Annotated in this window: 10 protein-coding genes; 5 read left to right on the top strand and 5 right to left on the bottom strand. The window is 72.1% G+C overall.

All coding sequences use genetic code 11. From position 1 onward, the window contains the following. The first annotated feature begins 4 nt into the window (after window positions 1-4). The 4 genes from LG396_RS18725 to LG396_RS18710 all read left to right on the top strand — a co-directional run bounded on the left by LG396_RS18725 (window position 5) and on the right by LG396_RS18710 (window position 5,624). Window positions 5-514 carry a SigE family RNA polymerase sigma factor gene (locus tag LG396_RS18725; protein ID WP_225795613.1) on the top strand — a complete coding sequence of 170 codons (510 nt, stop codon included), beginning with the start codon at window positions 5-7 and terminating at the stop codon, window positions 512-514. An 8-nt stretch (window positions 515-522) separates the two neighbouring features. Next, on the top strand, window positions 523-912 hold the full coding sequence (locus LG396_RS18720; RefSeq protein ID WP_018835371.1) for a hypothetical protein: 390 nt from the start codon (window positions 523-525) through the stop codon (window positions 910-912). Between the two features lie 112 nt (window positions 913-1,024). Continuing rightward, window positions 1,025-2,056 (top strand): helix-turn-helix domain-containing protein, encoded by a 1,032-nt coding sequence (locus LG396_RS18715; protein WP_225795612.1) that lies wholly within the window; start codon window positions 1,025-1,027, stop codon window positions 2,054-2,056. 178 nt (window positions 2,057-2,234) lie between these two features. Continuing rightward, window positions 2,235-5,624, top strand: coding sequence for a S8 family peptidase (locus tag LG396_RS18710; RefSeq protein WP_225795611.1), 3,390 nt, complete (start codon window positions 2,235-2,237; stop codon window positions 5,622-5,624). A 107-nt stretch (window positions 5,625-5,731) separates the two neighbouring features. Here LG396_RS18710 and LG396_RS18705 read toward each other — a convergent pair whose 3' ends face one another. Further along, window positions 5,732-8,101, bottom strand: a complete 2,370-nt coding sequence (locus tag LG396_RS18705; RefSeq protein WP_225795610.1) for an Ig domain-containing protein — start codon at window positions 8,099-8,101, stop codon at window positions 5,732-5,734. Window positions 8,102-8,358: 257 nt separating this feature from the next. After that, on the bottom strand, window positions 8,359-9,528 hold the full coding sequence (locus LG396_RS18700) for a Gfo/Idh/MocA family protein (protein WP_225795609.1): 1,170 nt from the start codon (window positions 9,526-9,528) through the stop codon (window positions 8,359-8,361). 375 nt (window positions 9,529-9,903) lie between these two features. On the opposite strand from LG396_RS18700, the gene LG396_RS18695 reads away from it, so the two are divergent. Next, window positions 9,904-10,677 carry a FadR/GntR family transcriptional regulator gene (locus LG396_RS18695; protein WP_225795608.1) on the top strand — a complete coding sequence of 258 codons (774 nt, stop codon included), beginning with the start codon at window positions 9,904-9,906 and terminating at the stop codon, window positions 10,675-10,677. Window positions 10,678-10,740: 63 nt separating this feature from the next. Here LG396_RS18695 and LG396_RS18690 read toward each other — a convergent pair whose 3' ends face one another. The 3 genes from LG396_RS18690 to LG396_RS18680 are packed head-to-tail and all read right to left on the bottom strand — an operon-like array spanning window position 10,741 to window position 13,870. Next, window positions 10,741-11,568 (bottom strand): carbohydrate ABC transporter permease, encoded by an 828-nt coding sequence (locus tag LG396_RS18690; protein WP_225795607.1) that lies wholly within the window; start codon window positions 11,566-11,568, stop codon window positions 10,741-10,743. 2 nt (window positions 11,569-11,570) lie between these two features. Then, complete coding sequence (locus LG396_RS18685) at window positions 11,571-12,569, bottom strand: carbohydrate ABC transporter permease (RefSeq protein ID WP_225795606.1); 999 nt, start codon at window positions 12,567-12,569, stop codon at window positions 11,571-11,573. Beyond that, a complete protein-coding gene (locus tag LG396_RS18680; RefSeq protein WP_225795605.1) occupies window positions 12,569-13,870 on the bottom strand; it encodes an ABC transporter substrate-binding protein in 1,302 nt (433 codons plus the stop codon). Before LG396_RS18680 ends, LG396_RS18685 begins: the two co-directional genes overlap by 1 nt. Window positions 13,871-14,242: the final 372 nt, after the last annotated feature.

The following is a 14,242-nucleotide window of genomic DNA, read 5'->3' as shown; positions in this document are numbered from 1 at the left end:
GTGGGTGAGGGAAGCGGTACGGGAGCGGGAGTTCCGGGAGTTCGCCGAGGCGCGGCAGGCGGACCTCAGACGGAGCGCCTACCTGCTCTGCGGCGACTGGCACCAGGCCCAGGACCTGACCCAGACGGCGCTGATGAGGCTCTACGCGGCCTGGGGGCGGGTCCGCCGGGACGGCAACGTGGACGCGTACGCCCGCACCATCCTCACCCGCGTCTTCATCGACCAGTACCGCCGCCGGGCCTGGCGCGAGGAGTTGGTGGAGGCGGTGCCCGAGGCGCAGGCGGCGCCCCCGGCCACCCGGGAGCTGCGGCTGGTGATGCAGTCGGCGCTGATGGAACTGCCGCCCCGGTACCGGGCGGTGCTGGTGTTGCGGTACTGGGAGGACTGGAGTGTGGAGCAGACCGCCGAGGCGCTGCGGGTGACCCCGGGAACGGTCAAGAGCCAGAGCGCGCGGGGACTGCGCCGGCTGCGCCAACTCCTCGGATCGCTCGCCCACGAGGTGAACGGAAGGTGAGCCGGGACATGAGCGAGCGCGACGCCGCCGACCTGCGCGACGCCTTTGCGGCCGTGGCGGACGACGCGACGGCGCCGCCGATGCCCAGCGTCACCGACGCGGCCGTCGCCGGCGGGACCCGTATCCGCCGCCGCCGTGCGGCAGCCGCGGCGGGCGGCGCGCTCGCGGTGGTGGCCCTCGGCGTCACACTCGCCGCCGGGCTGCCCGGCATGGGCGCCGAGGAGCGCTCCAGGCCCGCCACCCCGCCCAGCGGCCCACCGGCGTCGTCCACACCGACCGAGTCCCCGGCCCCGTCGGAGGTCCCCAGTTGGGGCCCCACACCGACGCGGAGCGTCGACCGCCCCGGGAGCCCGGCCGTGCCGTCCAACGAGGGCCCCCGCTCCTCCGACTCCGGCTGACGGGCCGCCGGCCGGGGCACGTTGCCCCCGGCGCCGCGGGTATCGCCCGGCGGCGGGGAACCGGCGCCGGATACAGTTCGGGCGTACGAACCTGCCCCGCGAGGAGGAGCGGATGCTGCAGGCGCTGGGACTGGGGCCGGCCGAGGAGGCCGTCTATACGGCGCTGATGGCCCAGCCGGTCGCCTGCGCATACGACCTCGCGCGGCAGACCGGAACGGCGGCGGCCGAGACCGCGCGTGTGCTGGCGGGGATGGAGAAGCGGGGCCTGGTGTCGGTCGCCGACCCGCCGGGCGGCGAGGAGTCCGGGCCGGCCGGGCGGCTTTCGGACGCCGCCCTGTCCGTACGCTACCGGCTCGCCCCGCCCTCCGTGGCTCTGGCGCCGTACCTGGTCGAGCAGCGCAGTGCGCTGCATCGGGCCGAGAGCGCGTTCTCCATGCTCATCGAGCAGTACCGCAACACGGCCGTGAACTCCGCGGGCGCCGTCGTGGAGGTGGTCGTCGGTGTGGAGCAGGTGGCGCACCGGTTCCACCAACTGCAGTTCGGCGCCCAGCGGGAGCTGCTCGTCTTCCTCGTCGGCGCGCCCGTCGCGGTGCCGCGCGAGGACGCCGATCTGGCGGAGAACTCCGCGCTGGAGCGTGGAGTCGACTTCCGGGTCGTGGCGGCCAGGGACTATCTGGACGGCCCCGGCGTGATAGCGGACGTGCGCGGAGCCCTCACGGCCGGGCTGGAGTTGCGCCTGGTCGAATCGCTGCCGCTGAAGATGGTGGTGTCGGACCGGGAACGCGCCATGGTGCCGCTGGACCTGGCGGACTCCGGCGCGGAACCGAGCGCCATCGTGATTCACCGCAGCGGCCTGCTGACAGCGCTCGTCCATCTCTTCGAGCGGGAGTGGGACCGGGCCCGGCCGCTGCACCCCACCCCCTCGGGCGTGCACGCGGAGCCGGCGGCGGACGAGCAGCCGACCGGCGGGGAGCTCGAAGTCCTCGCCCTGCTGCTGGCCGGCTTCTCCGACCGGCGGGTGGCGTCCCGGCTCGGCCTGTCCCTCCGCACGGTGGAGCGGCGGACGCGCCGTCTGATGGACCTGGCCGGCGTGGATTCACGCCTGCAGCTCGGGTGGCATGCCGCCCGGGCCGGCTGGCTGTGACCCCGTCGCCCGGAGGGGCGGAAGCCCCGACCTGCCGCCGCGCTGCCTGAGAAGGCCCGCGGTGACGGGGACCCGTCACGCGGGGAACCCGCCATGCGCCACACCCCCCGCGCATTCCGCTTCTCTGCCAGGCTGCGGCCCCGACATGGCATGTTCAGCGCGTCGAGTTGGGAGATTCATGCGTCCCACAATCCGTATAGCCCTGGGCGCGGCCACCGCCGCCGTCCTGGCCGCCACCGCGGTCACGCCGTCCGGAGCGGCGGACACACGGCCCGGCGGTGCTCCCGGGGAGAGACCCGTCGTCGGCAGCGGAACCGCGGCGGAGGACGGCAGCCGGACGACGGTCACACTCGTCACCGGCGACAAGGTGCTGGTGACCACGGACCCCGCGGGCCGCAGTTCCGCGGCCGTGCTGCCCCGCGAGGACGGTACGCAGCCGACGGCCCAGACATACCAGATGGGCAAGGACCTCTACGTCTACCCGGAGAGCGCCTCGCAGGCCGTCGCCGAGGGCCGGGTCGACGAGCAGCTGTTCAACGTCACCGGGCTCATCCGCGAGGGATACGACGACGAGAGCACCGACACCCTGCCCCTCATCGCCACCTACGCGGACGGCGTGGACGTCGCCGCCCGCACCCCCGCGGCACCCCGCGGGGCCGAGCGGAGCCTGAGCCTCCCGTCGGTGAACGGCGTGGCGCTCAAGGCGGCCAAGGACAGCGCCGCCGCCTTCTGGCAGGACGTCGCCGGCCCCCGCTCCCGTTCCGGCGCCGCGGTGGCCGGGCTGTGGCTCGACGGCAAGGTGGAGGCCACCCTCGACCGGTCCACCGCGCAGGCGAACGCACCGCGGGCGTGGGAGGCCGGCTACGACGGCACGGGCACCAAGGTGGCGGTGCTGGACACGGGCGTGGACGCCGGACACCCCGACCTGGCGGACCGGATCGTCGCCTCCGAGAACTTCACCGACTCCGCCTCCACCGACGACCGGGTGGGCCACGGCACCCACACCGCCTCCACCGTCGGCGGATCGGGAGCCGCCGGTGACGGCAGCAAGAAGGGCGTGGCCCCCGGTACGTCCCTGGCCGTCGGGAAGGTCCTCAACGACCAGGGCTACGGCCTGGACTCCTGGATCATCGCGGGCATGGAGTGGGCCGTCGCCGAGCAGGCCGACGTCGTGTCCATGAGCCTGGGCAACCCCACCGTCGGCGACTGCACCGACCCCATGGCCGAGGCCGCGAAGCGGCTCTCGCAGAACACCGACACCCTGTTCGTCGTCGCCGCCGGCAACGCCGGTTCGAACAACGAGACGGTCTCCTCGCCCGGCTGCGTACCCGGCGTGCTGACCGTCGGTGCCGTCGACCGCGACGACACCACGGCGTGGTTCTCCAGCCGCGGCCCCGTGGCCGTCACCCACACCCTCAAGCCCGAGATCGCCGCCCCCGGCGTCGACATCTCGGCGGCGAGCGCGGGCGGCCGCGGCGTCTACGCGTACCGCACGATGTCCGGCACCTCCATGGCCACGCCGCACGTCGCGGGAGCCGCGGCCATCGTCCGCCAGGCGCACCCCGACTGGACCGCGCAGCAGATCAAGGCCGCCCTGGTCGCCTCGGCCCGGACCGGCGGCAGGGTCGCCGGCGCCGACCAGACCGGCGGCGGCGTCCTCGACGTGGCCGGCGCCGTCGACCAGCAGGTGCTGTCCGCGCCCGCCGTCCAGGCCGGCAGCTACAACTGGCCCCAGGACGACTCGGACCGCAGCACCGTGCAGGTGCCCTTCACCAACACCGGCGACCGCGACCTCACCCTGGACCTGAAGCTCGGCGGCCTGCACGGCAACGACGGCAGCGACGTCCGCTCCGGTATCGCCAGGCTGACGGACGGCAAGGTGCGGGTCCCCGCCGGGGCCACCGCCGAGGTGCCGCTGCGGATCGACCCGACCGCCCGGCTGACGGACGGCCAGTACGGCGCGGTCACCGGCCGGATCACGGCCACCGGCGGCGGCGTGCGCGTCTCCGTGCCGGTCACGCTCTACGTCGAGCCGGAGACCGTCACCCTCCGGGTCAAGGCCGTCGACCGCGACGGCCGGCCCGCCGACGGCCCCTCCTCCCTGGACCTCGTCAGCCTCGACGTCAACAAGGGCGAGCGCCGGACCAACGCGGGCGCCACCGACCAGACGTACCGCGTACGCCCCGGCGACTACTCCCTGAGCGGCTTCGTGGCGACGGACGACGCGAACGGCGACGTCGAGTCGCTCAGCTACCTCGCCCGGCCGCAGCTCCGGCTCACCCGCGACACCACGGTCGTCCTCGACGCCCGCAGGGCCCACCGGCTGAGCCTGCGCACCCCGCGGCCCTCGACGGTGGGCAGCACCTCGTTCAGCTACTCCCGCACGTGGGACGACACCTGGCAGATCAGCGGCTCGATGCTGGCCGCCGGCACCGTCCAGGAGTTCTACGCCGACGTCGACGGCAAGGCGCAGGACGGCACCTTCGAATTCCGGCCCACGTGGCGCGCGACGGGCACCGAGGGCGGCGAGTCCTACGTCTACAACGTGTCGTTCCCGACCGGCGGCCCGCTGCGGTCCGACCGCGTCTACCGGCCCAGGGACTCCGGGCTCGCCCGGGTCGACGAGACGTGGAACGCGATGGGCAAGGAGGGCGACTACATCGACGCGCTGTTCCTGCGCCCCGCCGGCAGCGGTGGCGCGTACGTCTCCGTGAGCCCGTTCGGCCAGGTCACGGTGCCCGGCACCCGCACCGCCTACTACACGCCCGGCGACGACGCCTGGTACCACGGCGCGATGACCAGCTTCCCGTTCGCCGCCTTCATGGGCGACCGGGAGCGCACCTACCGTGCCGGCCAGCGCACGGCCGAGGAGTGGTACGGCGGCCCGCTGCGGCCGGCCGCGGCACGCGACACGGACGGCGAGCCGATGCTGGCAGCCGAGCGGCAGGGCGACCTGATCGGCTTCCAGACCGCGCTCTGGCTCGACGGCTCCGGCGACCACTGGTCCTCGGGCGGCTCGTTCGGCGACCTCGGCAACCTGGTGCTGAAGCGCAACGGCGAGCAGATCGCCACCAGCGCCTGGCCGTACGACGTGTTCAGGGTGCCGGACGAGGACTCCGCGTACGAACTCACCCAGAACCTGGAGAAGATCCCGTCCTCCGACCGCGCCTGGCTGCGCTCCACCGCCGTCACCACCACCTGGAGCTTCCGCTCCCACCGCGAGCCGGACGTGTACTCGCGCGGCCTGCCGATCCTCTTCCCGGCGTACGACCTGCCGGCGGACGGCATGAACACCCTGCCCGCGAAGGAGGGCATCAGGGTCGGTCTGTCGGTCGAGGGCCATGCCGGCTACACCCCGGGCGCGATCGAGGAGGCCGCCCTGTCCTACTCCTACGACGAGGGCGCCACCTGGACCGAAGCCCCCGTCGAGGAGCAGGACGGACGATGGACGGCCGTCCTCGACCACACCGGCGCCTCGGCGGAGCAGGTCATGCTGAAGGCCGCGTTCACCGACGCCAACGGCAACGCGGTCACCCAGACCGTCAAGCGCGCCTACGACGTCCGCTGACCGCACCCGGGCCGGGCGGGTCCCCGCGGGGGACCCGCCCGGCTCCCGCCCGCCGGTGGGGAGGCGGCGGGCCCGCTACGTACCGGCGGCCGGTGCCGGGACCCGCGTCACCCCCGGATCCGCACCCGGTACGTGATCCGGGCGTCCGCGGTGCTGCCGCCGTTGCGGGCGGTGAGGGTGAACTTGCTGGTGCCCGGGCTCCCGGGCACGCCGGTGATGCCGCCGGTGTCCTCGTTGAGGGTGAGCCCGCGCGGAAGGCTGCCGGAGGTGACCTCGTAGCGGAGGGTCTGCGGGGTACGCGACGTGACCTTGAACGCGTAGAGCCGGCCGATCCGGCCGTCCGGCGGTTCCGGCGTGCTGAAGCCGGGCGCCGGCGCCGTCACCGGCCGGGGCTCGCCGACCGGCGCACCGGCGGAGTCCGTCTCCTGCAGCGACCACTCCTCGTCCGGGGTGACCTCGGTCAGGTGCCAATACCTGTCCGGGTCGCCCAGTTCCTTCCGCTGGGCGGGGGTGAAGGCACCGCAGACGCGCGCGGCGTCCCAGATCCTGACGGCGTCGAGCAGCACGGCGGTGTGGGAGCCGGACGCGAGGCTGCCCACGTTGGTCTCGAAGTTGATGCCGGCGTTCAGCGACGCGGCGCGCGCCATGGTGACTTCGATCTTCTGCAGGCTGTCGTTCCCGGAGAGCCCCTGCTGGCCCATCATCCCGGGCATGTAGTTGGCCCGGTAGAACGTGTTGCTCCGCAGGATCTGGGCGTAGTCCGTGATGCCGATCTCGCCCCAGCTGGCCCGCGACTGGGCGTCCCAGGTGTTGGACGAGAGGTTGCTGCACTCGGTGAGGAAGTCCGTGGAGTCGAGCTGCCGGTAGACGCCGTTGACCAGGCGGGCGAAGCCGTAGCCGCCCCAGCCGGTGTAGCCCGCCGCCTCCAGCCCGTCGTAGGACGTGGCGAGGATGCCGGTGCCGTTGTACGCGGTCGCCAGCCGGGTCGCTATCTCGTCGATGATCGGGAGTCCGCCGATCGCGCCGCCGTAGCCGTTCTGGATGAGCCGGGCGGCGGCGGTGCCCGCCGGGTACGACTGCGCGGCCGATCCCCACTGCGCCCGCTTCAGGCCGCTGACCTCCCACTCGCCGGCGCCGGTCTTCGAGACGGCGTCGTAGGTGAGGAACTCGTCCCCGATCCGCAGTCTTCGGCCGTCCACACCGGGCGCCAGCGGGCGGTCGCCGTCCGCGTACAGCGTGGTGTCGGACGGGCCGAGCGGTCGGGTCAGCTTGAAGGCACCGCCCAGGGCCAGCCGTTCGTCGGCCGGCGGGGTGACGTAGGGGTCGCCGGGGTCGACGAAGTTGGACAGGGTGTGCACGCCGACCTCGATGCCTTCTGCGGCCGCCGTCGCCACCACCTGGGCCGCCGCCTCGTCCGAGCCGCCGAACGAGCTGTTGAACTCGTAGTGGCCGTGCGACTTCCACGGCCCGTTGCCGGAGATCGCGTAGATGTTCCTGACGCCGGCCTGCTTGGCGAACCGGCTGGCGGCGGTCACGTTGGCCGCGTCGAGGCCGTGGACCCAGAAGTGGGACTGAGAGGTCCGCTGCGCGGCCTTCTGCCACTGGCCGTCGATGGTCGGGTAGGCGAGGCCGTGCTCCCTGGCGATGTGGCTGAGTACGGTCAGGGCGAGGTCCGGGGCGCTGCCGAACAGGGCGATCTTCGACCCGGCGATCCGGCCCTCCGGCGCCGGCAGCGGGCCGAGCGGGATCTCGTACCCGTTGGTGCGCTGCCGGACTCGGGGCCGGCTGTAGTCGTACGTGGTGGCGCGCAGGACGCTGCCCCAGCGGGTCCTGGCCGCCGCGTTGTTCGCCAGCCACTCGTCCTTCTCGCCGGTCTGCAGGCCGTACGGGTTCCAGACGAGGTCGTCGCCGTACCCGAGGGCCAGGTGCTCGTTGGGCCACCCGCCCACCGTCTTGTCGTTGAGCGGGCGCAGCCCCAGGACGACGTCGCCGTCGGCGACCACGCCCGCGGTCTCCCCGACCGTCTCGCCGATCCGCGTCGGCAGCGGCCCCCACAGCAGCGTCTGCACGTCCACGCCGGGAGCGGCGGTCAGCCCGACGACCTCCAGGGTGGCGTGGGTCGGGAACCCGGCGACCTGCACACGGATGGTCACCTTCTCGCCGGCGAACTCCAATATCTGCCGGTGGTCCGGGGCGACCCGCACCGTGCGGGGGACCTCGTGCGTGCCGTCCGCCACCACGCTGACCAGCGGCACCGGGGAGCCGCCCGCCAGGTGGTCGGTGCCGCTGCGCAGGTCCACCAGGCTGTCGACGCGACCGGAGTCGTCCAGACCGACCGCGAGGAAGCCCGCGGTGATCCCCCGCGGCCGGGACGCCCCCGCCTCGGCCGCCTGGTCCGCGCGTGCGGGGCCGATGGTGATCCCCATCGCGGTGATGGATGTCAGGCCACCGGCGACCAGGAAGCGACGTCTGTCCATGTTTCCTCCTCAGTGGAGCGAACCTCGGTGAAGTACACGGCTGGCGGCCGTCTGCCGCAGAGCGGCGCCGCCCATAGTTCGGATCCTTGAGTGGAGGATGAAAGGGGCAGAGAAGAGAAGATCGGTTGATCTCGCCAGCACCCGGCTCCTCGTGCCGCACCTTTCCCGGCCAACCGTGCTGTATAAGTCCGATCTAGCGTGCCGGTGGTCCGCAGGGGAGTCAATACTTAGTTAGGATCTATCTGCCTCGGGCGAGGTCACCGCTGCCCGCCGGAGAAGTAGGCCGCCAGGTCCGGCGCCACGGGGGCCACGTCGACGGGCCTGCCGCCGTCCCGCAGCGACACGGTGGCCGCGTAGCCGGCGGCGACCGCTTCGCGGGCCGCCAGCGGCGAGGTGACCGTGGCCCCGCCCTCCCGTACGAACCCCAGGAACTCCGCGGCCAGCAGCGGGTCGGCGCCGCCGTGGGAGCCCGCCGCGGCCTCGACGGGGACCACCAGGTCGGCGTCGGCGCGGTAGTCGGAGCGGCGGTTCCACACCCGGATCTCGGCCCCGTCGGCGTCGCCGAAGTTCTCCATGCGCCCCTCGGTGCCGATGACCGTGTAGTTGCGCCAGTAGTCCGGCGTGTAGTGGCACTGCTGGTAGCTGGCGAAGACGCCGTTGTCCAACCGCATGAGCATCATGGAGAGGTCCTCCACGTCCACCACGGGGTTGAGGCCGGTCAGGCTGAGGGGAGGCCAGTTGTCCTCCGACAGCCAGTCGGTCATCCGCTGCCCGTCGCGCTCCCCGCGCGAGTCGATGCCGCCGTAGACCGTCAGCCCGCCCATGGCGTTCACCCGCCGGGTGTAGCCGCCGGCGAGCCAGTGGATGACGTCGATGTCATGGGCGCCCTTCTGCAGCAGCAGCCCGGTGGTGTTGCGCCGGTCCGCGTGCCAGTCCTTGAAGTAGAAGTCCCCGCCGTGGCCGACGAAGTGGCGGCACCAGACGGCCTTGACCTCGCCGACCGTCCCGTTCCCGACTATCTCCCGCATCGCCGCCACGACCGGCAGGTGCCGCATGTTGTGGCCGACGTACAGCCTGGTCCGGTGCGTGCGGGCGGCGGCGAGCAGCCGGTCGCACCCCTCGGTGCTGATCGCCATGGGCTTGTCCAGGAAGACCGGGACGCCCCGGGAGAGGAGGTCCAGGCCGATCCGTTCGTGGGTGTGGTCCGGGGTCAGCACGAACACGCCGTCGAGGCCCGCGTCCAGCAGCTCCCGGTGGTCCTGGGCGGTCCGCACCCCGGTGCCGAAGCGGTCCCCGGCGAGCGCGAGCATCCGCGGGTCGCGGTCGCATGCGGCGGCCACCACGGAGCCCGAGCCCGGCCGGTGGACGAGGTCGGCCAGATTGCTGCGGATGCCCAGGCCGATGACGCCGATCCTGATGTCGTTCAACGTGGTTGCCCTTCGTGGGTCTCATGGGTGCGCCGGCCGTCCCGGGGGGCGGTGGCGGGACGATAAACCGGATACATGCCGGGGCCGGTCGGCGGACGCGGTACGGTCTCTCCGCGGGGACGCGCGCGGTGCGAGGGCGCGCCGGGGGCGGGCCCGTACGGCGGCGCGGGCTGACCTGGGGCCGAGGGCCGAGCAGGGGCATGGTGGAGCGCCGCGGCTACGATGAGGGAGGTGCCGGCGCGGCCGGCACCTGGAGTCAGTGATTTACATGTGATTCACTTACCATGGGCAGCACAATACATCAGAACTATGCACTGGTGTCGAGGTGAGCGACTGCTCCGGTCGGCTGCACACGAGGGAAGCGAGGGAAGGCCGTTGACCCAGCCAGAGAAGGGCTCCGCGCCGGCGTCCGCGGGCGCCGCCCGCGGTTACCGCCCCGGGTACGAGCTGGCGGCCGAACGCATCCTGGAGTACGTCATCCGGGCGGGCCTGCAGCCCGGCGACCGGCTGCCCACGGAGAAGGACCTGGCCGACCACGTGGAGATGAGCCGGACCGTGGTGCGGGAGGCGGTGAAGATCCTCTCCGCCCTGGGCCGGCTGTCCGTGCAGAAGGGCCGCGGCATCTACGTGGCCGAGCCGGAGCAGTCCTCCTGGCAGCAGTCGTTGACGAACTTCCTGCCCGCGGACCTGCGGCAGGTGGACGAACTCTTCGAGTTCCGCCGCCACCTGGAGACCACCACCGCCGGCCTGGCCGCACAGCGCGCCACCCCGGCGCAGGTCAAGGCCGTGCGGGAGACCGCGCGGGAGTCCGCCGACGCGGCGGCGGGGGACGACATCGAGGCGTTCACCCTCGCCGACGAAGCCTTCCACGGCGGCATCGCGGCTGCCGCGGCCAACATGTTCTACGTCTCCACCATCGAGGCGATGCGCCGCCTCCAGCGCCAGGTCATGACCATTGGACTGGCGGGGGTCGCGGGCGGATCCCTGCGCGTGGCCGCCGACCAGCACAAGGCCATCGCCGAGGCCATCGCCGCCGGCGAGTCGGGCCGTGCCGAGGAACTGATGGCAGAGCACGTCGACATGACGGCCCAGCAGTTCCAGCAGGAGATCTGGCGCCGTATCGCCCCCGGCGAGGACGCCTCGTCGTGATACCTGCCCGGTGGCCGCGGACCGGTCCTCCGGTCCGCGGCCACCGGCAGCGCCGTGCCCGCCTCACCCCTTCGTCGCTCCGCCGGTCAGGCCCTTGACGAAGTGCTTCTGGAAGGCCAGGTAGAAGACGAGGATCGGCAGCGTGGACAGCAGCATGAGGGCGAACACCGAGCCGTAGTCCGCCTGGTGCTCGCCGATCGCCCGGTAGATGCCGACGGTCACGGTGGTGCCCGTGGCGGGTCCCAGGATGATCAGGGGGTTGAGGAAGTCGTTCCAGATCCACACGCCCAGGAAGATCAGCACGCTCGCCGACGCCGGCCGCATCAGCGGGAAGACCACCTGCCAGAAGACGCGGAACGGGCCCGCCCCGTCGAGCTCCGCGGCCTCTTCGAGTTCGCGCGGGATCGTCTTGACGAAGCCGGCGAAGACGAGCACGCCGAACGGGACGTAGTAGCCGACGTACGCCAGGACCAGCCCGGGCACGCTGCTCATGAGGCCCAGCGACCGGAGCACGTCGGTGATCGGGGTGAGGATCACCGCCGGCGGCACCATCAGGCCGCACAGCAGCGCGACCATCGCGACCTTGCCCAGCGCACCGGTCGAGCGGGCGAGGTAGTGGCCGAGCATGGCGGATACCGCGGTGATGAGCAGGATGGAGATCGCCGTGACCTCGACGCTGTTGACCAGCCCGTACCAGAAGAGGCGGTCCGAACGGGTCAGGACGCCCTCGATGTTGTCCAGGGTCGGCGGCAGCGGCAGGCCCATCGGGTTCGACACGATGGCCGAGCCGTCCTTGAAGACGTTGACCAGCACGAGGTAGATCGGCAGAAAGAACAGGGCGCCCGTCAGGAGCGCGAGGAAGGGCCGCAGCCGGGTCCGGATTCTTCTCATGATCAGGAGGACACCTCGCGTTTTTGCAGGAGCCGGAGCGCGACCACCGAGATCGCCGCGACCATGGCCAGCATCACGGCCGCCATCGCCGAGGCGTAGCCGATGTGGTTGCCGCTGAAGGCCGTCTGGACCACATGGAAGGCGAGCGTGGACGTCGTGCCCGGTCCCGGGCCGCCGTTGGTGAGGACCTGGACCTGGTCGTACGCCTTGAAGCCGCCGATCAGCGACATCACCGTGTTGATCGTGACGGCCGGCGCGAGCATCGGCCAGGTGACGTGGCGAAAGCGCATCAGCGGCCCGCAGCCGTCGATGGCCGCCGCCTCGTGCAGTTCCTGCGGGATGCCCTGGAGGCCGGCGAGGTAGATCACCACGCAGAATCCCAGCCCCTGCCAGGCGATGACCCACGAGACCGTGTACAGCGCGAGGCCGGGATCGGAGAGCCACCCCGGCGGGTCGGCCACCCCCACTTGCCGCAGCATGGAGTTGAGCAGGCCGTCGTCGACGAGGATGGTCTGCCAGATGACGCTGACGACGACCGCGCTGAGCACGACCGGGACGAAGAACACGCTGCGCAGCGCGTTGTACAGCCAGCCGCGCCGGTCGAGGAGCAGGGCGATGGCCAGGCCGCCCGCGTTGGTGGCGAGGGTCACGATGGCGGTGATGACGACGGTGTTCTTCAGCGCCGTGCGGAACTCGTCGTCGGACGACAGGTCGGTGAAGTTCTCCAGGCCCACGAACTCGGTGGGCGGGTCGAACGGGTTCTTGTCGGTCAGGCCGTAGCCGACCGCGATGCCGATCGGCACGAGGACGAGGGCCGCGTAGACGAGCAGGCCGGGGGCCGCGAACAGGGCGAAGCGGCGCAGCCCGGCCCGCGAGCGCGCCCGCCGGGACGGGGCGGGCCGCCGCTTCGCCCGTACGTCCCGCTGCCCGCCTGCCGCCGCCCCCGTGCCCGGGGGCGCGGCAGCCGGCGGGCGTACGCGGCGTCGAGTCTTGATCTCCACTATCGCGTGGCCTTGTCCCACTGCGAGTCCATGTACTCGCCGAACTCCTCGGCCGTCATGCTGCCGCTGAGCAGTTTCTGCACCCCGGCCGCGGCCTTGTCGGCCAGGCCCGGGGGCAGGGAGCCGTCGCCGGTCTCCTGGGAGAAGGAGTTGACGACCCCGTCGGCGTCGAGTGCCTCCTCGTAGGCGTCGACCGTCGCCCGGTAGACGGGGCCCATGCCGGGCGGCGGTGAGTAGCCCTTGATGTCGATGATGAGGCCGTCGGCCTCGACGGCGGCGTCGAGGTTCTTCTCGTCCTCCATGAAGGCGCGCGCCCACTTCTTCGCCAGCTCCACGTCCGCCGCCTGGGAGCTGACGGACATGCCGCCGCCGGTGACGCCCGGCAGGGCCGCCGAGCCGTCGTCCGTGGGCCAGGCGAAGACGCCGGTCTCGAAGCCGGGCTTCTTCGTGTCGGCGGATGCCGAGAACCAGGTGCCCATCGGGTACATGGCGCCCTTGCCGTCGCGGAAGGCCTGCTCGGTGTCCGCGTACGTACGCGACAGCCCGGCCCGGTCGATGTAGCCCTCGTCGGCCAGGTCGGCGACCTTTTGCGCGGCGGAGACGAAGGCCGGATCGGTGAACTTCACCTTCCCCTCGTTGCGCTGCGACAGCCAGTCCGGCGTCTGCTTGTAGATGTCCGTGGCCACGGTGCAGATCAGCGGGAACATGTCGGCCCAGGTGTCCTTGCCGCCGCCGCCGACCACGAAGGGGTTGATCCCCTCGGCCCTGAGGTCGGCGGCGGCGTCGAGCAGCTCGCCGTACGTGCGCGGCGGCGCGTCGACGCCCGCCCGGGCGAAGGCTTCCTTGTTGTAGTAGACGAGCGTGGCCTGGGTGGAGTACGGCAGTTGGTAGACCTTGCCGTCATAGGTGTTGGCCTCCGGCTGCGCGTAGTTCGCCAGCTCGGCGTCCGACCACTCGGCCAGCTTGCCCGCCTCCGCGAAGCCGGCCGGGTTCAGGCCGATCATCATGTCCGGGAACTGGCCGGTGCTGTCCAACTGCTTCGCGTAGCCGGTGCGGTCGGCGCTGGGGGACACCAGCTTCTTGACGGTCACGCCCGGCACCTCGGCGGAGGCGCGCTCGATCGCCGCGTCCCAGTACTCGGCGTCGAGGTTCGGGGTTTCGAAGGTGAGGAAGGTCAGGGCGACCTTGCCGTCCTCGGACGTGTCGCCGCCGCTGCCGCCTGCCGTACAACCGGCCAGTACGAGGGCGCCTGCGAGGGCGCCGGCTCTCAGGAACGTCGGATTGCGTGTGGTGAGTCTCATTGCTCTGCCCGTCGGTGTCGGTGGCGGTGATGGGTGGCGGCGCTGCCGGCGGTGTTCCGGATCGCCCGCGGACAGCAGCGCATGGTTCGTACTCTTGTGGGCGCTAGGGCCGTCAAGGTAGGCCGTGCTTGGTGTACATACGGCCAGCTGAGTGCTGAGAGTATGAGCCGCTGCTTCTGATCGCGTCAAGAGATGAAACAGAACCATCGCCCTGGCGTGGACAGATAGATGTGATACATATGGTCGACCGTGCAGGACTGATGCGTGGAGCGCAGCCGCCGTCCGCGGCCGACGCCCGGCTGCGCCCCCACCGAAGGTGCCGTGCCGGTATCGAGCGGCTGCAGGCGGATGCGGCAGCCGTCCCATGTCTGC

The organism is Streptomyces aculeolatus, from assembly GCF_020400605.1.
Taxonomy (GTDB): domain Bacteria; phylum Actinomycetota; class Actinomycetes; order Streptomycetales; family Streptomycetaceae; genus Streptomyces; species Streptomyces aculeolatus.
The sequence above is the reverse complement of the archived record's forward strand: the minus strand, read 5'-3'. Positions and strand labels throughout refer to the sequence as shown.